22 protein-coding genes and 1 pseudogene are annotated in these 20,702 nt (G+C 34.5%); 7 read left to right on the forward strand and 16 right to left on the reverse strand.

Going from position 1 to position 20,702, the window contains the following annotated elements:
• Positions 1-105 precede the first annotated feature (105 nt).
• The 16 genes and pseudogenes from tssD (J3D55_RS17090) to J3D55_RS17165 all read right to left on the reverse strand — a co-directional run bounded on the left by tssD (J3D55_RS17090) (position 106) and on the right by J3D55_RS17165 (position 12,797).
• Entirely contained in the window at positions 106-492 is a 387-nt protein-coding gene (tssD, locus tag J3D55_RS17090; RefSeq protein WP_259132694.1) for a type VI secretion system tube protein TssD, read from the reverse strand.
• Positions 493-687: 195 nt separating this feature from the next.
• Positions 688-1,074, reverse strand: a complete 387-nt coding sequence (gene tssD / locus J3D55_RS17095) for a type VI secretion system tube protein TssD (protein WP_259132695.1) — start codon at positions 1,072-1,074, stop codon at positions 688-690.
• A 254-nt stretch (positions 1,075-1,328) separates the two neighbouring features.
• Positions 1,329-2,714 (reverse strand): DUF5458 family protein, encoded by a 1,386-nt coding sequence (locus tag J3D55_RS17100; protein WP_259132696.1) that lies wholly within the window; start codon positions 2,712-2,714, stop codon positions 1,329-1,331.
• 20 nt (positions 2,715-2,734) lie between these two features.
• Positions 2,735-3,185 (reverse strand): annotated as a pseudogene (locus tag J3D55_RS17105) (hypothetical protein).
• 165 nt (positions 3,186-3,350) lie between these two features.
• Positions 3,351-5,177, reverse strand: a complete 1,827-nt coding sequence (locus J3D55_RS17110) for a type VI secretion system baseplate subunit TssF (RefSeq protein ID WP_259132697.1) — start codon at positions 5,175-5,177, stop codon at positions 3,351-3,353.
• Between the two features lie 9 nt (positions 5,178-5,186).
• Positions 5,187-5,465, reverse strand: a complete 279-nt coding sequence (locus tag J3D55_RS17115) for a GPW/gp25 family protein (RefSeq protein ID WP_259132698.1) — start codon at positions 5,463-5,465, stop codon at positions 5,187-5,189.
• On the reverse strand, positions 5,455-5,613 hold the full coding sequence (locus J3D55_RS17120) for a hypothetical protein (protein ID WP_259132699.1): 159 nt from the start codon (positions 5,611-5,613) through the stop codon (positions 5,455-5,457). The genes J3D55_RS17115 and J3D55_RS17120 overlap by 11 nt, the downstream gene beginning before the upstream one ends.
• 50 nt (positions 5,614-5,663) lie before the next feature.
• On the reverse strand, positions 5,664-6,362 hold the full coding sequence (locus tag J3D55_RS17125; RefSeq protein ID WP_259132700.1) for a hypothetical protein: 699 nt from the start codon (positions 6,360-6,362) through the stop codon (positions 5,664-5,666).
• Positions 6,363-6,398: 36 nt separating this feature from the next.
• Positions 6,399-6,956, reverse strand: a complete 558-nt coding sequence (locus J3D55_RS17130) for a hypothetical protein (RefSeq protein ID WP_259132701.1) — start codon at positions 6,954-6,956, stop codon at positions 6,399-6,401.
• Positions 6,957-6,982: 26 nt separating this feature from the next.
• The gene (gene tssO, locus J3D55_RS17135; protein WP_259132702.1) at positions 6,983-7,495 is read right to left on the reverse strand and encodes a type VI secretion system TssO; all 513 of its coding nucleotides are present in this window, start codon (positions 7,493-7,495) and stop codon (positions 6,983-6,985) included.
• A gap of 60 nt (positions 7,496-7,555) precedes the next feature.
• A complete protein-coding gene (locus tag J3D55_RS17140; RefSeq protein WP_259132703.1) occupies positions 7,556-8,491 on the reverse strand; it encodes a hypothetical protein in 936 nt (311 codons plus the stop codon).
• On the reverse strand, positions 8,448-8,717 hold the full coding sequence (locus J3D55_RS17145) for a hypothetical protein (RefSeq protein ID WP_259132704.1): 270 nt from the start codon (positions 8,715-8,717) through the stop codon (positions 8,448-8,450). The genes J3D55_RS17140 and J3D55_RS17145 overlap by 44 nt, the downstream gene beginning before the upstream one ends.
• A gap of 12 nt (positions 8,718-8,729) precedes the next feature.
• Entirely contained in the window at positions 8,730-9,692 is a 963-nt protein-coding gene (locus tag J3D55_RS17150) for a TssN family type VI secretion system protein (RefSeq protein WP_259132705.1), read from the reverse strand.
• On the reverse strand, positions 9,689-10,627 hold the full coding sequence (locus J3D55_RS17155; RefSeq protein ID WP_259132706.1) for a type VI secretion system baseplate subunit TssG: 939 nt from the start codon (positions 10,625-10,627) through the stop codon (positions 9,689-9,691). The genes J3D55_RS17150 and J3D55_RS17155 overlap by 4 nt, the downstream gene beginning before the upstream one ends.
• A gap of 3 nt (positions 10,628-10,630) precedes the next feature.
• On the reverse strand, positions 10,631-11,278 hold the full coding sequence (locus J3D55_RS17160; protein ID WP_259132707.1) for a C40 family peptidase: 648 nt from the start codon (positions 11,276-11,278) through the stop codon (positions 10,631-10,633).
• Between the two features lie 454 nt (positions 11,279-11,732).
• The gene (locus J3D55_RS17165) at positions 11,733-12,797 is read right to left on the reverse strand and encodes a PKD domain-containing protein (RefSeq protein ID WP_259132708.1); all 1,065 of its coding nucleotides are present in this window, start codon (positions 12,795-12,797) and stop codon (positions 11,733-11,735) included.
• 437 nt (positions 12,798-13,234) lie between these two features.
• On the opposite strand from J3D55_RS17165, the gene J3D55_RS17170 reads away from it, so the two are divergent.
• From J3D55_RS17170 to J3D55_RS17200, 7 genes are all read left to right on the forward strand, one after another.
• Entirely contained in the window at positions 13,235-14,146 is a 912-nt protein-coding gene (locus tag J3D55_RS17170; protein ID WP_259132709.1) for an aldo/keto reductase, read from the forward strand.
• Between the two features lie 369 nt (positions 14,147-14,515).
• A complete protein-coding gene (locus tag J3D55_RS17175) occupies positions 14,516-15,058 on the forward strand; it encodes a peptidoglycan-binding protein LysM (RefSeq protein WP_259132710.1) in 543 nt (180 codons plus the stop codon).
• 201 nt (positions 15,059-15,259) lie between these two features.
• Entirely contained in the window at positions 15,260-15,805 is a 546-nt protein-coding gene (locus tag J3D55_RS17180) for a peptidoglycan-binding protein LysM (protein WP_259132711.1), read from the forward strand.
• A 137-nt stretch (positions 15,806-15,942) separates the two neighbouring features.
• Positions 15,943-16,251 carry a hypothetical protein gene (locus J3D55_RS17185; protein ID WP_259132712.1) on the forward strand — a complete coding sequence of 103 codons (309 nt, stop codon included), beginning with the start codon at positions 15,943-15,945 and terminating at the stop codon, positions 16,249-16,251.
• A gap of 203 nt (positions 16,252-16,454) precedes the next feature.
• Positions 16,455-17,000, forward strand: a complete 546-nt coding sequence (locus J3D55_RS17190) for a peptidoglycan-binding protein LysM (protein WP_259132713.1) — start codon at positions 16,455-16,457, stop codon at positions 16,998-17,000.
• 82 nt (positions 17,001-17,082) lie between these two features.
• Positions 17,083-17,883, forward strand: coding sequence for a fimbrial biogenesis chaperone (locus tag J3D55_RS17195; protein WP_259132714.1), 801 nt, complete (start codon positions 17,083-17,085; stop codon positions 17,881-17,883).
• 10 nt (positions 17,884-17,893) lie between these two features.
• Positions 17,894-20,695: a collagen binding domain-containing protein gene (locus J3D55_RS17200; protein WP_259132715.1), complete on the forward strand. Its 2,802-nt coding sequence runs from the start codon at positions 17,894-17,896 to the stop codon at positions 20,693-20,695.
• The last annotated feature ends 7 nt before the right edge of the window (positions 20,696-20,702 follow it).

Genomic DNA, 20,702 nt, shown 5'->3' on the forward strand with positions numbered 1-20,702 from the left:
TAATTTGAAAGTTTAATATTTCGTAGTGCGGTAATGTGAAAGTCACACTTTCCGGAAAGCAAAAAAATGGGTAATAATTCACTAATACCCATTTCTTATTCTGGGTTATACCCATTCATTTTTATATTCTCCGTCTCCCAGAGAGATACTTCTGGCAGAAATTGTAAACTGCTCTGTAAGCGGATTATCACCCGTAGAATCAAACTTTTCTTTGTGTTTTACCAAATACGCTTCCGTGAATTTCAATTCTTTTAATGTAGCTTCACTGTCTCTTTTGAAGAACACCACACTTCCGTCTTTTCTTTCAAACGAATTGGTCATCCATTCAAAAAGATCGGTTGCCCCTGTTCCTTCTACAACAACATCTATTTTACCTCCTCTTGTAATTGTTGAAGGTCTTCCCGTTGCATCGGTTTCCTGAAATAAACCATAACTTACATTAAGAACATTATATACTTTTCCCGCTACTTTTAGCTGTGCTTTAAATGACATAATTAATTGATTTTAATTGTTAATTGAATTTGTATTAAACACAAAAGCTTCCCTTAAAAACCCATATTTCGGATTTTTATAATGTTATTGAATTTGAAAATTGGAGAAGTTTGTGTTTTTAAATTGTGTTTTTTCGGTCTCTCTGTAAATCAGACAGAATTTTATAGATAAATACAGCCTATTGATAAACCATTATTATACCCACTCATTGCGGTGCGACGCATTACCCAATTCGATTTCTCTTGCAGAAAGTACAAAAGATTCCGTTAATGGATTTTCGCCTGTAGAATTGAAATCTTCTTTATACTTAACGATATAAGCTTCTTTAAACTTCAGTTCTTTCAGAGTAGCATCACTATCCCTTTTTAAGAAAACAATACTTCCATCTTTTCTTTCGAATGAATTGGTCATCCATTCGAAAAGATCTGTTGCACCTGTCCCTTCTACGGTTAAATGAATTTTACCCCCTCTCGTTACAGAAGATGGTCTTCCTGTAGGATCGGTTTCCTGTAGCATTCCGAATTCTACATCTAAGATGTTGCGCTCTATCCCGGCAACTTTAAATTTTGCTTTAAACGACATAATTAATATATTTTAAGGTTAAAAAATTTAATAATACCAATAATGGAAATATACCCTTCGTCTTTGAAATATATTATTTTAAAATGACCAACTAGGGAATATATTACTTATCAAAAATAGAATTTATTTTCAATCAAACAAGCTTTTTTTATGTCTTTTTTATTATGTTAAACCACTGAAAATAAAATACTTAAATTAAAGTACGGAAAGCAAATTTTTCCGTACTTTATTAAGATTTGTGTAAAAATAAACTGTTATTTTTGTTGTTCATATTCTGTATCCCATTCGTTTCCGTCGTCGCCTTTGTGACCATCCATTTTGATAAGGAAATTCTTTGCCGGGAAATAAGGTTTCATGTGAATATCCAAATGAATTCTGTCTTTTTGTACAGGATCCTGCTCAAATTTTCTGATTTCAAAATTTTCAATCAGCTTTCCTGGTCCAGTAATACTGTCTAAGAAACGGACTATCTGATTCATAATTTCTTTTCTCGTAACTGCTGTGAAGTTCTCAAATGCTCTTCTGTTCAAGAAATCCATCAAAACTTTAGTCACATAATCGAATACTCTTACTACGGAATACGTCTGTAATCCTAAATTATCGCCATTAAATAATGTTTTCCCTGAGAAAGCCATTACTTTTCCATATTCATTAACCATCGGAATGAGTCCTAAATTCTCAAGATTGGCAATTTCGCTTTTCTTAAGATCGAATTTCACTCCTTCCGTCTCATTGATTCCACCGAATTTTTTTCCTGCCGTAACCTGAGACATTAGCGTTTTATAGACTTTACCCGCCAAAGCTCCTGAAGGTGGAATGAATAAATCATCAATTTCATCAATCTCTTCGAATCTTCCTCTCCCAACTAACCAGTTGCAAGTCATCAATACATTAGATCTGTAGATTTCTCCACCTGTGAGATACGCCTGATCAAACATTTCCATGACATCATCCGGTTCATCCAAATGCTCAAAATCTGTCACAAGCATTACTTTATTTTCATGTGCAATTTTTGCCCATTTTTCAACCACGGCATTAGAACCCAAATATCCCGGAATCACCAATAATCCGTAATTATTTTTCAAATCCAATCTATCATAATTATCAGAAAGCTCCGAATGAATCGTATCAATAAAACGTGTATTATCAAGATCTTTCAACTGTTCCAGATCGGCATTTACCACCGTCACATTTTTTACTTTGTCAGATTCTGTATTTTTGTAGAACATCGCCACTGTCCGGTAATTGCCTTCCAATTCTCTGGTAGCTTCCACTGCTTTTGAAAGATTTTTAGATAAAAGCACTTCCGCAGATTTTCTCTGCTCTTCACAATGAGCCACCATGTCCGATAAAGAATCACTTTTACTGATCACACTTGCCCAAAGTTCAAGCGTCTTTTTCAACGTTTCTCTTTCTTTTTCTTTCCCTTTTTCGGTGAGGAAAATTTTTCTTCTCGCCTTTCTATCAGGATTAATATTCTGAACATTCTCTATCGAAGTTTCCAAAAGATCAAAACTTCCGTAACGCGCCAGTTTTTCAATAGATTTATCTAAACCGGCTTGTCCCTGCACTTTTCTCTGTTCCAAAACAGGAGCTTCTGCAGCCTGTTGTACTTCTGGTTGTTTATTATTGTTTGACATAAATATTTGTGTTTTTTTGGTTATTTATTCTCTTCAAGTTCTTTTATTAACGACTGCAAAGTATCGTACAGCGCTTTTTTTGCTTCCGGATCTTCCAACGCAGCCTTCAAGATTTTATTCGTTCTCAACTGTTTTACGATTTTTTGATATTGGTCTTTTTCGGTTTCCATTCCCGTAAGAAAACTGCTTTGTCCGGTAATTCCTTTAGTTCCGAAATCGCCAAGATTTTTAAACCTAAGATTCTCCAATTTAATTGAACCGTTCGCATCCTCAAAATCAACTTTAACTTCCGGTTTGTAATGCTGAAATACTTTTTCTATTGTCGTAAGTCCTTCTACCAGTTTCAGGTCTTACAGGATCTTCAGCGGTAAGTTTTTGTGCGATAATTGTTCTGTTTTGAGGGATTTCAAAAATAGCCTCATTTGCATCCAATGGTATTTCATTACCACCGATTCCTTTGTTTGATAGCATAGTAATATGTTTTTAAATTAATTTGATAATTCTTAATTGGTTTTCAAAGATGATTTCGTATTTCTCCAAAGGTCTACCTGATCACATAAAGCTCGTTTTACGGGGAATTGCAGCGATTTCATCAATGTGTTTTATTTTTATTTATATTAAATGGTTATATCATTTTTATTTTTCAAATAATCTGTAAGGATAAATATTGGCCGAAGCATTTTTTAGTTTTAATAAAAAGCTTTCACATAAATATTCCCATTCAGAAGAGTTGATATTTTCCATCTGTTCTTTGTTCTTTATCAAGGAGATATCAATCGTTCGGCTGAAACCTCCTTTTAATGAAACTTCCTTTTTTGTTCCTTTCTGCACTTCTATTCCGAGAACCAGACTCTTGAAATGATTCATTCCGAATGCTTTGATATCAGCAACTGTTACGATTCTTCCTCTCGTTAAAAGTGCATTTCTGTATTCCAAAATTTTGTCCTGAGAAGAGAGCTTTTTCCGTCCTCCCACAGAAGGCTGAATCATGACTGCCGTACTATTTAAGACCCCCTCTCCGCTATTATGTAAAGTCAATACGGTAGCCGGTTTTAAGCCATTTGCTTCTTCTGCTGTAGTCGACCAATAGGAAATCGTATTCTGAATATCGGTGTCCGGATTTCCGGAAGAAATAATTAAATACGGATTATTGGTTTGCGTAAAATTCTTTTCCTTCGCAATCTGATGAAGCGACGCCACATTCTGATTAATCTGCTTCAATACTTCCGTAGCCGAATTTCCACCCATTCCTGAAAAAGCTGCCGTTTCATCTTTAATGAGTTCTAGAAGATATTGCAGAAGTTCAGACGCATTTCTACGATCAAATCGGGAAACTCCACCTTTTCTCAATAATGCGGTCATTCCTTCGTTTTCGGCTTCATAATTTTTAATATCAAGCCTTTTTCCTCTTTCATCAGAAACATAATCCAGATCTAAAAAATGATCTTCCTCATCAATAGGAATAATGTTCAATCTTCCTTTTATTCTTCGGCTGATGCTATTATTTTTGATATTAAGAACAGGAATACAGTTCAAAGCAAAACGGATATTTTGAAGAATATCCGGAACAATAGCCTCGGAAAATTTAAACTTTAACCAAATAATATTGTCGTCATCGCTAATCTTATGATCCGGAAAATATTGAGTAAATAATTTCTCCTCTTGCGGCTTATCCGCAAATTCGATTTTTCCTTTTAATGTAAAAAAATGAGACTTATAATATTGATTCACTTCACTATACACCTGCTCCAGATCAGAATAATTTTTGGTGATAATATTTTCCAGATTCAGACCGTCATCTTCAACGTTGTAGCCTTCCTGCAGCATATATTCTTTATCTCCAAAATAAACTTTCACCTGTTTCAGATAATAAAAGAACAATTCTTTCTGATACTTATTATTAATATCAATAAAAAACATCAGGTCTTCCAAATCTTCTTTATTCGGAGCATGAATTCCCAACCAAAGTTCTCCCGAAGGAAGATTTTTTTCTGCTTTTCCGATGACATCATCAAAGAAAAAACTCTCGATATGATGCAAGGTTTCGTTGTAAGCGAAATATTTTACTTTCGCCGAAGCCAACTTTGCTTTTATGGAAGGACTAAAATATATTTCTTTAACAATACTTTCCGTAGGATTGTAAATATTATGTTTCCGTATCGATGTTTTAAAACTATTGTACAAAGACACCTTCGCATTGTTTTCCAACGGATTAACCTGTAAAAGTGCTCTTGCGGGAATCACTCCCGAAACCTCTTCCGGAAACATCACTTCCAATACCCTTTCGATAATTCTTGAACGCGAACTCTCCAGCTCGAAACCCAATTTTTCGAGTTCGGCAGCACAAGCGGAAAGCAACAGACCAACAATAGGATCAAATGACGTTTCTGCTTCCAGCTCATTATATCCCCACATTCTTGCAGCTCGCCTTAATATCCTGTCTTTTATACGTTCTTGATTCATATGCTGTTATTAATAAGAAAGTGGTCCCACAAAAAATGAATTATTAAATGTAAAAGCCCGATTGGTTTCCAAAATCAACCCTTTAATAGCAATCGATACCCTCTTTTTCATTCTTTTTTTCCCTAATGTTCCTAAATTATGATCGTTAACAAAAACCTCAACATCTTCTACGACAAGTCTTTTTTCATGCATAGAAATAGATTTTTTTAATGTTCCTGCGATAAGTTCTTTCAGCTTGTTATCGGTTTTCATTAAGTCAAAATCCATTTCCCAGATTTCAGTTTCCATACGTTTCATCGAATTTGCATTCTCCCAAAGCGGTCGTAGCCAAAAGAAACAAATGCTGACTGACAGAAGTATCTAAAGATATTTTGTCTGCATCATTTTTCGCGGTAAGACTTTCAAAATCAAATGGTATTTTGTAATAAGCTTTCATTTCGGATGGTCATTTTTTCTTGTCTAATCGTTTTTAGTTTGTATTAATTTTTACAGATAAATCAACTTTTTAATGTTCCCTCTATCGTCATATTCAAAGTTTTTAGGAACTTTTTTTCTTTTAATTATCTGCAATTCTACTTTTGGAGTAAGTTTCAGGAATTTCTCGCGATAAAGAATATCTCCGATAAAACTGCTTCCATTATTTTGATCTACTACAATAAAATATTGCTCTATATTTTCAGGTTTTTGAAATCCGTTAATATCGCCTGCATACAACAAAATCTTGCTCCCATTTCCTTGCAGTTCATAGGTAAGAATATCTTGTGAAAGCTTTCTGTGTCTGGAAATATCGAACTTTTCCATACTTTCCAAATTGGGTTCAAAAGCAATATTTTCATATAAAAAAGAAGTTTTATCAAAACGTTTAAACCCGAAAAAAGAAAGAAAGCTTTTCTTGGTTTTAGTCTTCATAAAATTCAGTGTATCGCGTGTCACCTGATAAGATTTTGTCTCTTCTGTTTTATCATCTGTTACAGTCAGTTTATATGTGGGTATTTTGACTTCGTTTTCCCCTATTTTCAAATGTATATTTCCAGCTTCCTGATCGGAAATCAATAAGGTAATCGTATAATTTCTCAACCCGGAATCTGTGCGTACCACCACTCCTTCTGCGTCTCCTGCATAAAACGGTGAACCCGGATTATCGGTGATTCCTAAATTGAGATTAAGTTCCGGCAATGGACTCATGTGTTATAAATATTGAATTTTCATGGTTATTAGTTTTTAATCTTTCTTCTTTTTAATTTTAACCTCATCAGATTTTTTCACCTTATATCCTGATAAACAATCTATATAATTGATAATATCATGATTTTGTGCCTCACTTACATACATCTCGTAATTCTTTTTATAAGTGTAAATTTTAATCATCGTGATCTCGTTCTCTCTTAATTTTTGCAGTTCTTTTTTCTTCAATTGTCTGGCGAAAAAGGCTTCACAATTCAATGGATACTCATTTTTCAACGTAATGACTTCGCCCGATTTAAAATAAACATCTACATTTTTATCTTTTTTAATACAAACATTATCCGCTAGGATTTTTAAATACAGATACATTGTATTCTTTCTTTTCCCCAACTGAAAAGTGGTATAAATAAATTCCTCATTATTCACCCTCAGTTTAATCGACGGCGTACTGGCAAAAAAACGGTTGTCCAGTTTTTGTTTGGTTTGAATAATGCCACAATCAAAATGAGCATATTCCGAAGAATCTGACGGTATATTTTGGGCATTCATCAAAACTGTTAACCATAACAGACTGAATAAGAGAAGTTTTTTCATGAGTTTCATAATTCCACGCTGACTAACTATTGCGCCTGATACAATTGTCTGCAAACGGCAAGATCGGTCTTCATTTTGTCGTATTCTGCTTTCAGACTTACATTAATCGTACTTAAACTATCCATTAACACCTGATTTCCTGAAAGTTGCTTAATCTGCTTTTTAGCATCAATTAAATCTTTATACGTCATAATGGTATTATTATACATATTCTTATTCTTCAGAGTGTCTTTCGGAAGCTGTTTGTACATATCGGCAAGGATCGATAAAGCTAATTTTTCATTAAAAAAATCGTTCTGTTTAGGAGCTCCGATAGAATCTACCGCCAGTTTTACTTTTTCCAACTGAAACGAAAATTTGTCCTGAGTTTCCATTTCCTTTCTCATCTTGGCGTTTTCATTTTTCAACAGACTATTTTCTTTAAAAGGGAAGTAAGCATTAAAGAAAACAGCCGTGACAAGCACTGAAACCGTAAGAAGAAAAAACAGAACGAAAAACCAATAAGCACTTCTCCTCTGATTTTTATTTAAAACTTCCATATTTGCATTTTGAATTATAAATTTTTAAATCTCAAATTATTTTTCATCCGCAGATTTTAATTAATCTGCCAAAAAAGTCCTGCTTCTTTTCGCATGAATTACAGCATCTCTTTCATCCGTATTTTCTGAAACGAAAATGCTTCCGTCCCGTTTTTTACCGATATAATCAAGTCTGCTTAACACAGAATACAAATCTTCAAGCGTTTTCATAAACCTTTTGATTTTCACTATGGTTTTATCCATTTGATTATGATTGTAATCGCTATTGATCGTTTCCGAAAATATCACTTCAAAATCTCCCTGACTCACATTGCACCATTCAGCAAAATAATTAAGCAGCTCTTCTTTACCCGCGCCGGAGCGCGAATCGATAAAATTCTTTAAAAGCCTTGCCAAAGCCACTACAGAAACCAACATTTCTGCAGGCGGTGTATGCGGAGACATCCAACGGAATTTATTAATCTCGATTCCTAAATAATTCAGGGTTTTATCGGACATCATTTCCATCATTAATGCTAATTCGTTGCTTTGTTTTTTGGCATGAATTTTTTGAGCAATCTGTACGGCGTACAATTCTATCTGTCCATAAAAATGATCTATTTCCACAAACAATTCCTGAAGTTTTTTGTGACTCGAAACACTTACAGAAGGAGGAATATAATTTTCATCAATTCTGGATTCTCCGGAACTGACCAATATTTTCCCTATCGTAAGAAAATGAGTTCCGAATCCTACGGTATTTTTCAACTCATCTTCAGGAATGAGATTAAGCGTATATTCGGGAAAACTGTAAGGATATCTTGGCGGATTTTCTTCAGGATCAGGCTCTCCATAAGGCGTTCTTTTAAAAGGATTAACAGAAATACAGGCTAATAACACTGCATTTTCATCATCTTTTAATTCCCTTGCCGTTTCCGGATAAGGAATGGAAAGACTCAAACTTTCAGACAAACTACCTCCTATTTCTATTCTGGAAACCATTGGGAGTGATGGCATGACATTCTTCCACTTTTATCCTTAATAATTTATGATTATCAATGATCAGACTTATTTTAATAGGATCTTGTACAGGCAATAATCCATAACTTATCATTGAGGTATGAACTCCGACAGCATCTCTCACAGAGTCACTTACAAAATTCTGTACATCTGTAAAGTGGGTTTTATTAATCTTCATCCCATCGATCCAGTTGACGGGAAAATGGTTTAATTTCTCTATCATTGTTATTAGTTTTTAAGCATGTAATTCACGTTGTTCATTATCTTTTTCACGGTTGAATTCAAAATCAGTTTTCATTGTTTTGTTTTCTCCCAACATCTGGTCTGCTCTCATACAGAAAATGACACTATTTTCTTCAATTCCATTCATGTAAAGAGTGAGTTTTGGATCTATATATTTGGTAGATTCATACCATTTTGGCTGAAGAAAAAATACCCAACTGAAAAGACCGTTTTCATCTTCAACCTGAATTTCTTCTCCCAAATGTCTTTGATTATAATCCACTATAAAATTGTAAAACAATCTTCCGAAATCTATTCTTGTTGGTCCTTTAGCACGATAAATACTATATTTAACAGCATCTTTGTCCCTATCCATAATATAAGTAAAGACCACCATATCCCGCCATTCTTCATCACTGAGACCAATTGTTTCTCTATAGTTTTCAGGGAATTGCCAAGTCACATATACTTTTGGAGGAATGTTCATCGTACGATTAAAAGTATCATTCAGGAAAGTCGGAATAAAAAACACGATGAAATGTCCCAACATCAGATACACAAGGTCTACTCCATTTAAGAATGTATATATCAACATAAATGGAACGGCAGCATAACAAGCCGACAAAAAGGCAAAAAGATATTCGTTACCGATTTTTTTCGAACCGAACTTCTCAAAATATCCTCTGTAACCATAACAATGAAGAATTCCTATGATAAGCGAACAGATCTGATAAAAGATAAACTCATACAGATTATTGTTCTGAAAAAGTTTGTTGTAGCCCAGTAACGCAATCAGAGCGTAAACAAAAGCCATCGAAAAAATATAAATATAAAATTTGGATCTATACTTTTGCTTGAATTCCGTTGTCTTCTGCGAAAAAATCATGGTAAGGATGATGCAGATAGCAATCACGACCAAAACAATGATCAGCAACTGAGGATCGAATAAATTGGAAAAATATTTTTTAATTTTCATATGCTCGTGTTATATCCTAAAACAGGGGCTTCTATATCATTATTAAATTCAAATTTCTGTTGATCTTCCGGAAGCAGTATGATGGTATTGATCTCTACTTCCAATGGAAAAAAATGTTCATAAAACATGTCTACAAATTTTTTCTTTCCTCCTTCATGAATAAAATCCGTGAATAAAGATTTTTTTAAAGGTCCAATCTTAATATCTAAATGTCTCGAATAATCATCATAACGTGTTCCCGTAATAGAATCCAATCCTAACCTAGTCTCACCCAATGATATTCCTTGGCTTTCGTCGCTGTATTCCTGATATTCGCGGTCGTTTACTTTTACATCTTCCTCAAGCAGCACAGAAAGTATGTGACAAGCCTGCTGAATATTGCCCACAATTTTATAGGAAAAAGGAAGCAGTCTTATAAATTTAGACACCAAAATCAAAGGAAAGCTTCTGTCGATATCCCAAAAATCATACAACATATCAGGAGCTTCACTGCCATTCAACTCAAATAAAAACTGGCTTTCAAAACGCTCTGTTTCCACGCCATAATGGAATATCTCGTTTTCAAAAGGCTGAAAAAATACTCTTGCCGCTTTCTGCTGTTTTTTCTGCTCATAATATTCCTTAATCATCGAATCAACACCTTTTCCCGGAGATTCATTTTTTGAGGCATGAGAAACTCCTTCCGGCAAAATGTCGTAGACACTGTCTCTGGAAAGATTCAGCTTAAGCAGTTGTGTACTGTCATAATCGTAATCGATCATTTGAGCATCCATCACATCAAAACGATACGCCCTGGAAAACTGCCCTTCTTTATAAATTACATATTCTCCTTCTTTAATATCATTATGCTCCAAAAGATCATTGATAATGACTTCTGCCCTAATATCATGTTTTAAGGTTCTCACAAGTCGGGCAATATTTTCCAAATGCTCCATCCCCTATTTTTTTTCTTTTAATCTTCCGGCTGCAACATAACGCAACTGAAAATATTCATCATTAAAATTATAAATATTCAATCCCCTAGCTGAGCACGCCAAAATACGGTCATTATGAAGATAAATCCCGACATCAGAAATAGGATTAAACTTGTCATATCTAAAGAAAATAATATCTCCTTCCTGCAAAAATGTTCTTCCTGTAAATAATTGAAGTGCCTTGGAACGGAAAATCCCGTCCGGAGTTTTAGAAAATGTCTCATTATACACATCACTGTAAAGTGCCTGTACAAAATAAGAAGCATCTACGCCTATCTGTTTTTCTAAAGATTGTTTTTTATAAGGTGTTCCCAGCCAGCCATCAATATAAGAGTACAATTTATAATCCTGTATTTCTTTGGGCATGACTTCCATGATAATAGAATATTTTTCTTTAATCTTTAAAGTATCATCATTAAGCCCTTGCGCATTATCGTCCACAACAGAAAATTGAGAATCATTCTCCTGTTTGTTTTCCTGAGTCTTTTTAGAAAATTCTTCCGAAGTATAATTATATGGAATCTCTTTTATATATCTTTTACTACCACATGTTGAAACAATAATACAAGATAATAAACCGAGAACAATATAAAAGAATTTACGTTGCTTCATCAAAATGCGTTTTAACAAATATATATATATTATTTGAAAATAAACAAGCCTAAATATAAAAATAACAAATTTTAAGGAAATAACTCTAACAAAATAATCAAATAATTAAATATTACTCATTTTAAATATTAGTTATAATCAATTATAAATAATATCAAATTAGCATTAAAGAAATTACATGATAATTTTAATAATAATAACCGGTATATTTTCTCAAATCTTCAAAACATCAATTTATTGTAAATTATTCCGAAAAAATTCACTTTCTGTTAAAAAAAATATCCTTACCTCCTTTTTTCAAGTTCATTAAAGCTATTTTCATTGCTAAAAAGTGTTCTTATTTTTCCTTTAAGCGAACTTTTAAAAGTTTTTGTTTTACAGTATGATCAGTCGAACCATAAGAAATTAAGGTTTTTATAAAATGAATCTTTTAAAGATAAATTTAAAATCAAAGTTATTCTTTGATCCACATCATCCATTTTTTAACTTTATACTGAATGTTGATGTTTTGGACGCAGTTTTTAGAATTTTTATTTAATCTCAAAGCAGAGATCTTGATTTTTTTCCCTGCAATATTTTGACAGAACTGATCAAAAGGAACCAGTTTTTCATCATTTACGACTACCGGAATATCGAATTTTCCGCAAAGATATTCTTTAAAATCATCCTTTGTTTTTGCCTGTAACGCGACCTGAGTTAGAAGAATCTGAAACTGTTCATTAGAAATTTCAGGCACTTTTTTCTCTGCAATTAAAGAGTCTTTTTTCGATTTTGTTTTCGGAGAAACCGGAATATACTGCAGCATATCCACCAGCGGATCTTTTTGCGCATCACCTTGAGGCAATGAAAAAGCAACATGTGGTTTTTCGAATTCGTAAGATTTAATATCTATTTTTTGTTTGGCTTTAATCGTTTTCGGAGCTATATAAATTGTCTTTACAGCGGTGTGTTCCACATCTCCGTTTACAATAAGAGTAATTTTTTTATCACCCACTTTCTTAAACTTATAAACAGGCGATTTGGCTAAAGCATCTGTCGACGCATTTTCTCCAAAACTCCATTCCCATGATTCACCGCCTTCTTTTTCGGCACTGAACTGAACGGGATCGCCAACAAAAGCTACATCAGGAGCCATAATTACGGGAAGATAACCCGTTTGCTGACTCATACTTGTAATCGTCACCAGTTTTTCGTGGGTACAATTTCCGTTGATCGTTAATTTTACAAGATATTCTCCAGGCTTTTTATAAGAATGAAGCGTTCTTTGTCTTTTATCAACCGTGGTACTGTCTCCAAAGTCCCATTTCCAGGATTTTGCACCATCCGTATTATCATTGAATTCAACCACCCGATTTACCACATATTCATCCGCATGAATGTAGTAATTGGCATTCTCACAATCGACGTGACGAAAATATTGATAGGATAAAAACAGGAAACTGAGTAGTAAAACGATGCCAAAAATCACATATATCTTAGGATCGATATTGGGCAGAAAATTGAATTTCTTTTTTTTCATGGAAGTGTTTGTGTTTTTACAAATATATTCAGCATTTTAATTTCAACCAAATCTTTTTTGAGATAAAATGATATATTATCCATTTTTAATTAAATCTATAAATATAATCATCATTTGAATAACCTGGGAATGGACTTTTGCATTCTAAAAATTCACAATTATTTTTTTTAGAATTTTGATTTTAAATGTTTTAGATAAAAAAATGGAAATTTAAAAAGATTTCAATCATAATCATCTTATGCAAAATTTTATTCCATATTTAGGCTATTTCGACTAACATTATAGCATTTTCAGCCATCTAAATTCCATGTTTTAATTGGAAATTTGTAATAGAAAAATCTTAAATATTTTTTAATGATAAGACTTGAAACCAACAATTATTATCTCTCAAATCTTATCAGACAAAGTTTTTAATAAATAATTAAACATTACATAAAATGGATCAAACAAATACTTTAAAAATGCCAATGCTCGGATTTGGCACCCTAATTCCAGATGCAGCCACTACAATAACCGCTACCAAATATGCACTAGAAGCTGGATTCCGACATTTCGACGGTGCTGAACGATATAGAAACGAAAGTGAAGTGGGTGAAGCCTTAAAAGCAGGACTTCTCACTAACGGAATTACCCGTGAAGAGATTTTTGTCACCACAAAACTATGGAATACCAATCACCGACCAGAACGAGTGGAACCCGCATTTGAAGCAAGCCTTAAAAGATTACAGCTAGATTATCTGGATCTTTATCTTATTCATACTCCGTTTGCGTTTCAACCCGGAGAAGAGCAGGATCCGCGGGATGAAAATGGGAATGTAATTTATGATAATGAAGTGACTTTGTATGACACATGGAAAGCAATGGAACGTTTAGTAGATTTAGGAAAATGCCGCGCAATCGGACTTTCTGATGTTAATTTACAGCAGTTAACCGAGATCTATGAATCGGCAAGAATTAAACCCGCTGTAGTCCAGGTGGAATCTCATCCGTACCTTCCGGAAACAGAATTATTAGAATTTTGTAAGGAAAAAGGGATTATATTTCTGGCTTTTGCTCCATTAGGTCATGGAATAAGACCAGGATTACTGGAAAATCCGGTGATTACTGCTATTGCTTCCAGATTACAGAAAACTCCCGCTCAAATCCTTTTGTCATGGGCAATACAACGCGGAACAGCTTTATTGACCACACCAAAAACAGAAGAACGCGCAAGAGAAAATTTTAACATCTTACACCTTCCAGAAGATGCGATGGAGGAAATTAATAGTATTGAAACAAGACAACGCTATAATCAGGTGGTAAAAACAGGTTCTCCGGGATTTATTCCACAAGGTTTTTTTAATGCTTAAATGCTGTGCGAATCTCCTGCTTAAGAATACTTAATCGAGCTTATTAAAAGGAAAACTTCCCTGAAAATCTATTTTTTGAACTCGGGTGATGTTATTAGCTCATCTTTTTCATTAATAGTATCTATCTATTCTATGATTTCTTCGAAAAATCTGCATTCATTTCCCATTTGAATGAAATATCATAGTAAGAATTAACTCGATTAGGAAGAAAAAAATCTATAACTCTCATACTGGCAATTAGTTGAACCTAACAATAAATGCTTTGGTCATGTCAAATAATGTTATTAAATTTAATTTTAATGATATTTGTTAGTATAATTATTTTGAATAACAATATTTTATTACAACTCCTTTAAATTTATCCAAATCATGAAAAAACAAATCTTTATCGCTGCGCTGTCTCTGGGAGCAGTCACTTTAGGAACCAACCAGGTTTTGGCACAAAATTCTGAGAAGGTTAGTACATCAGTAAATATTATTTTATCAGACGTTATTGCAATGGATATAGGCACTGTTGCTTCAGAAGGTTCTGTAGATTTTAATTATGGGAGTACAAAAGATTATAATTCATCAAAAAAAGTTATCGTTCCCAACAGTTTAGTCATCATTTCTTCCAAAAATTTTGATGTAAAAGTAAAATCTGAAGGCGCACACTTTGTAAGTGGCGCAAACGTAATTCCAGTAGATATATTACAGGTAAAAGCAATACCGGGCGGAAGTGTAGTGGGAACCCTGAATGAGGTCACCTTATCTACAACTGATCAGGTGCTGGTAAGTAATGCAAGTTTAGGCGCCAAACAATCTTTAAATATTGCCTACTCTATTTCGGCGGAAAAAGCATCGAAAGTACTTCTGGGGAAACCAGAGGGTACTTACACGCAACAAATAACTTATACTGCCACTGCTTTATAATAAAAAACACAGCAACGTTATATAAGCCCTCAACACTTTGAAAGTGTTGAGGGCTTTTCTATTTAAACCAAATAATTAAACCGTGTAGTTATTTTACTACATGAACTTCCATTTTCAACTACAAAGAAAACTTTATCACCGCTGTAGATTTGTAGTGTTCAAAAGAGAACAAGTAAACAAAAAAAATTAAATCTTACTATCATGACAAAACAAATTGCAATCGCAGCCTTAACTATTGGAGCAATCATATTAGGAACTAATAATGTTCAAGCTCAAAATACAACCGCAACAACAACCGTAAACATTACCCTGAACGATGTGATCTCCATCGATGCCGGAAGTACTGCAATTGGTAATACGGTTGACTTTAACTATGTTACTGCAGCAGATTATAACTCTGATCAAACGATTACTAAAGCCAACTCTTTGAAAGTTACTTCAACGAAGAACTTTAACGTTAAAGTAAAAGCAGGGGGTGCTAATTTCATGAATGGAACCAACTTAATCCCTGTAAATGTTTTAACTATCAAAGCAGCAACAGCTGCCGGAACAATGGGCGGAACAAAAAGCACTGTTGTTTTATCTGCAACGGATCAAACTCTGGTAACAAACGCTCCACTTGGAAGTGCATTAACACTGAATTTGGACTACACCATTCCTGCAGCGAAATCATCATCATCTGATATTTTAGGTAAACCGGCCGGAACTTATACGCAAACAGTAACTTATACTGCCACTGCTTTATAATAAAACATTAGTTATATCATTAAAAAAATTAATTTTTAATGATATAACTCTGAAATATCTTATAAATTAATATTAAAATGGTCTATTTTAATATGATAAATAAAATTCAGGTAATAATTAAATAATTACAAGATAATATGCCGAATCTAATAAAAAAGCTATTGTTTTTACTTGAAATTGGTAATCATCAATTTGATAGTATCCTTTGGAAAACCTGTCCAAAAAAAAGAAAAACTCTTGTTAATGATATTTTCAAATTTAAAATTCCTATTGGGAAAAGCCAAAATGAAATACGTGAACTTTTTGGACCTGAGCCACGTATTTATACTTCCATGACATGGTCTTATCCTGTAGAATCAGATAAATTTGGAAACACCCTTACATCATTATCACTATACTTTAAAGATGAAATTGTAACAAGTATAAGGTTGAAAATAAGGGAGTAATATATAAAAAAACAGCAATTTTATATACGCTCTCAATACTTTCAAAGTGTTGAGGGCTTTTCTATTTAAACCAAATAATTAAACCGTGTAGTTATTTTACTACATGAACTTCCATTTTCAACTACAAAGAAAACTTTATCACCGCTGTAGATTTGTAGTGTTCAAAAGAGAACAAGTAAACAAAAAAAATAAATCTTACTATCATGACAAAACAATTCGCAATCGCAGCCTTAACTATTGGAGCAATCATATTAGGAACTAACAATGTTCAAGCTCAAAATACAACCGCAACAACAACCGTAAATATTACCCTGAACGATGTGATCTCCATCGATGCGGGAAGTACTGCAATTGGTAATACGGTTGACTTTAACTATGTTACTGCAGCAGACTATAACTCTGATCAAACGATTACTAAAGCCAACTCTTTGAAAGTTACTTCAACAAAGAACTTTAACGTCAAAGTAAAAGCAGGGGGTGCTAATTTCATGAATGGAACCAACTTAATCCCTGTAAATGTGTTGACAATCAAAGCAGCTACAGCTGCCGGAACAATGGGCGGAACAAAAAGCACTGTTGTTTTATCTGCAACGGATCAAACTCTGGTAACAAACGCTCCACTTGGAAGTGCATTAACACTGAATTTGGACTACACCATTCCAGCGGCAAAATCATCATCATCTGATATTTTAGGTAAACCGGCCGGAACTTATACGCAAACAGTAACTTATACTGCCACTGCTTTATAATAAAATTTTTTAGTTTGTAAAGATTCCTTTTGTTACGTTTTCAGTAGTTTTGGGAATCTTTTATTTTTAAACAATTTACACCATGCGCAAGTTTATTCACCTTTTTATTTTCTTTATCCTTACAGGGTCTTCTTCAATTCTGGCACAAAGTATCTCTATGTCGCCTACCCGTTTGTTTTTTACCGGTAATCCAGGAGAAAAAGTGACACAGACAGTCACGCTTCAAAACAGCTCGGATAAGGATTATATTTTTAATCTCAACTATAAAGATTGGGTTAGAGAAGAAGACGGAAATAAGGTTTATCTTGATGCAGGCAGTTCAAAAATTTCCAATGCCTCTTGGATGTCCACCTTAGAAAACGCTGTAACAGTTCCTGCGAAAAGTACAAAGGAAATTGTAGTAACCATGCAGATTCCGGCAAACGCATCAAAGTCTGCCGTTACGAACAGCATGTTGTTTTTCACGCAACTTCCTCAGCAGGCAGATAAGGCACGTATTCAGAATGGTATTGGTATTATCACCTTATTTGAGGTGGGACTTCACATCTTTTATACTCCACTGGGAAACCATGTAAAAAGTTTGGATATTACCAATATTTCAGAGGTGAGTAATGAGAATGGAGCAAAAAGAAAAGCTGCAGTAAGCATCCATAATGATGGAAACACCATCAATGATGCCACCGTTGAGTTTGAACTAACCGACACAGACAGTGGTAAGGAAATAAAATTACCCGCAATTTCCATCTCCATGCTTCCCGATACCAATCAGATCGTTCAATTTTCTTTACCAGAGAACATTTCAGGGAATTTCCTTGGCGTGGCGATTATCAAAATGGCAGGATCCAATGATTTACGCGTAGGCGAAAAAAACTTTAAATTTTAAAAATTAAGTCTTGAAACCACAGAATGGAATATCTATATCAATCCTAAGAAGAACAATCTTATCTTTTGTATTTGTTCTTCTGCACTTTTCGTTGGCCTTTGCACAGGAAAAGAAGGATATCCAAATCCATTTTGAAAATAACAGTGTAGCTGTTGAGAAAGGTTCTACTTTTACTAATTTCCTGGTCATTGAGAATAAAAGTTCTGAAGCGATTACCATTCAGAATATCATACCTGAGGAAAAATATCCGGGATTGCTTTTCTATCCCAAGAATGACTTTACCTTAGGTGCGGGTCTGTCTAAAAATCTTCCTGTGAAACTGATCGCCAATGTGGATTTTATGAAACTGAGATCCAATGAGATCAAATTCCAGGTTTCGTACACCACCCCGACGGTCACCAAAACTGAAAGCGCTTCGTTCTTTGTTGACAAAGACGAGAACAAAAACATCGCAATTTATACGTCCACGTACGAAAATTTCATCAACCCTGCAGTGCCCGAATCCTCAATTCTACTGATTGTAGAAAACCAGGGCTATAGTAAACGGACTGTTAAGATTGATTTGCAATCAATTCCTGATGGTTTGGAAATGATACCAAAACAACAAACCTTATCTTTGGAAGGTTTAGAAAAACAGACGGTTGAGATCAAAATTGTGGTCAGAAAACAGAATACGCTTTATCCAGAATTTAATATTAATGCAACCGTCACAGACCTGCTTGATAATAAAATCGTGGGAAGCAACACGCTCTACTTGGTTATTTTATCGCACAACAGACAAATTGCCCGTGGAAACGAAGCGGTGAGCGGAAGTAATTTTGCGGAAATTAGCTATAACGGAAACAGTTCAGGTTTCAATTATCTTCAATTGAGGGGAAACACAGCGTTTCGGGTGACTGAGAATTTGACATCGCGCTTCAATATGGGTGCAGATTACTATCTTGACGGCCGTTATAACCTGTATGACACCTGGCTGGAACTGGAGAGAAAAAATACAGTATTACGGGTGGGAAATGTTAATAGTAACGATTACGATTACCCGGTTTTCGGAAGAGGTGGGAAAGTTTCTACCAAATTTGGTAAAAATAATCAGATTGAAATTCTTGCGCTGGAAAATAACTATAATTTGTACGGTACTTATTTCAAACAAACAGAAGGATCTACCATGGTGGGAGCAAAATATGGTTTTGGAAATACTAAATCTTTCAATGGGAAAGTGTCTTATATTTTCGACCATGATCCGCGCTTCAATATAGATACGCAGGTGGCGAACACGGTAACCTCATTTTTAATTAACGATAGAAATACCATCAGAACGGAGGTGGGTCTGAGCCACGAACAAGGCCTTTCGAACAAAGATGAAAACGCAGGAGCTTTAATGGGAGCCAATTACGAGGGGAAAATAGGGAAATGGGATATACAATCTGTTAATTCGTTTGCCACCAAAAGTTATGCAGGGATCAAAAGAGGATCTTTTATCTCAAATCAGCGGATCGGTCGCCAATTCTCTGGTTCTCAGCGTGCTTTTATACAATATCAGAATTCGCAGGTAGACCCCGAGTTCCTGAGTTTCCAGAGTGCGCCAATCCAACCTGGGAATACCGCTAATCTGCGTTATTATTTCAACAGTACAGAAGTTTTGGGATCAGGTTACCAGTTTTCTTTAAAGAAGTGGAATTTTCTACTGTCTCCAAAGGTTGAAAGGCAAAAAACAGCCAATTTTTATACATCACAGGAGCTTTTTTCTTACCGGCTGGAGACCAACATAAGCGCTACATTTGGTGCTCACGGATTGAACTGGACGGCGGAATATTCTTATTCAAAAGAGAACAATAGCGCCGATTGGTTCAACAGTCTGAAAACAACTTTGTCTTACAGGTATAAATCCTTCTCCCTCAACGGAACAGCTCAATGGAACGCAACTAATGTCTTTGATTTAACTTCTTATTACGATGTAGATCGTAATTTCGCCAACTACAATTTATACGCCTCGTATAATTTCCAGATAATGAATAATAATCTGACTGGATCTTTTTCAGCCGGAACTTCCTATTCGGAACTTTATAAAAACTTAAATAGCAATGTAAGCGGTAACCTGGAATATAAGATTTCGCCTTCCTGGTCCACCACAGGTTATTTTAATTTTTCCGGTTATAAATCTACGGCTGCTTATGCAAGCAGTGGCAATTATTACCAGTTCAGAGTGGGGATTAAAAAATATTTTACTACAGCTACGGCTCTTGGAAATCATAAAGTGACGTTCCAGTTATTTGAAGATAAAAATTTCAATGGAATGCTGGAGGCCGGTGAATCGGTACTTGCAAATGAAATAGTGAAACTTGACAATTTTGTTGCATTGACAGATAAGAACGGAAAAGTAGTTTTTCAGAATGTGCCTGAAGGTATTTACACCCTGAAGGTGAATGAAAGTGCAGGTGCCCGATTGATGATGGATCCTGTAATTATGGTAAATAACAATATCAACCGCAAAGTAGGCTTGGTAAAAAATATCAGGGTAAGTGGGAAATTAACTGAGATCAAACAAGCCTACGATGTTTTGGAAACGGATGTAACCGGAATAGTGGTGTATGCAAAAAGTGAAGATGGTGTGATCTATACCGCCGTGGTTAACCAAAAAAATGAGTTTGAGTTTTTCCTAAAAGATGGAAAATACGACCTCTATATTGAAAATGACAAATACAGCTATACACAACCCACTCAAACTATTCAGGTGACAAAAGAAGGGTATTCAGAAACCGTGGTTTTTGAATATAAGAAGAAAGACACCACCATTAAGGTGAAAAAGTTTTAAATTTAAA

It is taken from the genome of Chryseobacterium ginsenosidimutans (assembly GCF_024807225.1).
GTDB lineage: Bacteria > Bacteroidota > Bacteroidia > Flavobacteriales > Weeksellaceae > Chryseobacterium > Chryseobacterium ginsenosidimutans.

Bases quoted from the DNA above. Each gene is read 5' to 3' on its own strand.
- J3D55_RS17150 (WP_259132705.1), bottom strand. From the start codon at position 9,692: ATGAAAATTAAAAAATATTTTTCCAATTTATTCGATCCTCAGTTGCTG.
- J3D55_RS17195 (WP_259132714.1), top strand. From the start codon at position 17,083: ATGCGCAAGTTTATTCACCTTTTTATTTTCTTTATCCTTACAGGGTCT.
- J3D55_RS17100 (WP_259132696.1), bottom strand. From the start codon at position 2,714: ATGTCAAACAATAATAAACAACCAGAAGTACAACAGGCTGCAGAAGCT.
- J3D55_RS17175 (WP_259132710.1), top strand. From the start codon at position 14,516: ATGAAAAAACAAATCTTTATCGCTGCGCTGTCTCTGGGAGCAGTCACT.
- J3D55_RS17180 (WP_259132711.1), top strand. From the start codon at position 15,260: ATGACAAAACAAATTGCAATCGCAGCCTTAACTATTGGAGCAATCATA.
- J3D55_RS17110 (WP_259132697.1), bottom strand. From the start codon at position 5,177: ATGAATCAAGAACGTATAAAAGACAGGATATTAAGGCGAGCTGCAAGA.
- J3D55_RS17190 (WP_259132713.1), top strand. From the start codon at position 16,455: ATGACAAAACAATTCGCAATCGCAGCCTTAACTATTGGAGCAATCATA.
- tssO (WP_259132702.1), bottom strand. From the start codon at position 7,495: ATGGAAGTTTTAAATAAAAATCAGAGGAGAAGTGCTTATTGGTTTTTC.
- J3D55_RS17160 (WP_259132707.1), bottom strand. From the start codon at position 11,278: ATGAAGCAACGTAAATTCTTTTATATTGTTCTCGGTTTATTATCTTGT.
- J3D55_RS17140 (WP_259132703.1), bottom strand. From the start codon at position 8,491: ATGCCATCACTCCCAATGGTTTCCAGAATAGAAATAGGAGGTAGTTTG.
- tssD (WP_259132695.1), bottom strand. From the start codon at position 1,074: ATGTCGTTTAAAGCAAAATTTAAAGTTGCCGGGATAGAGCGCAACATC.
- J3D55_RS17155 (WP_259132706.1), bottom strand. From the start codon at position 10,627: ATGGAGCATTTGGAAAATATTGCCCGACTTGTGAGAACCTTAAAACAT.
- J3D55_RS17185 (WP_259132712.1), top strand. From the start codon at position 15,943: ATGCCGAATCTAATAAAAAAGCTATTGTTTTTACTTGAAATTGGTAAT.
- J3D55_RS17120 (WP_259132699.1), bottom strand. From the start codon at position 5,613: ATGAAAGCTTATTACAAAATACCATTTGATTTTGAAAGTCTTACCGCG.
- J3D55_RS17170 (WP_259132709.1), top strand. From the start codon at position 13,235: ATGGATCAAACAAATACTTTAAAAATGCCAATGCTCGGATTTGGCACC.
- J3D55_RS17165 (WP_259132708.1), bottom strand. From the start codon at position 12,797: ATGAAAAAAAAGAAATTCAATTTTCTGCCCAATATCGATCCTAAGATA.
- J3D55_RS17130 (WP_259132701.1), bottom strand. From the start codon at position 6,956: ATGAAAAAACTTCTCTTATTCAGTCTGTTATGGTTAACAGTTTTGATG.
- tssD (WP_259132694.1), bottom strand. From the start codon at position 492: ATGTCATTTAAAGCACAGCTAAAAGTAGCGGGAAAAGTATATAATGTT.
- J3D55_RS17145 (WP_259132704.1), bottom strand. From the start codon at position 8,717: ATGATAGAGAAATTAAACCATTTTCCCGTCAACTGGATCGATGGGATG.
- J3D55_RS17125 (WP_259132700.1), bottom strand. From the start codon at position 6,362: ATGAGTCCATTGCCGGAACTTAATCTCAATTTAGGAATCACCGATAAT.
- J3D55_RS17115 (WP_259132698.1), bottom strand. From the start codon at position 5,465: ATGGAAACTGAAATCTGGGAAATGGATTTTGACTTAATGAAAACCGAT.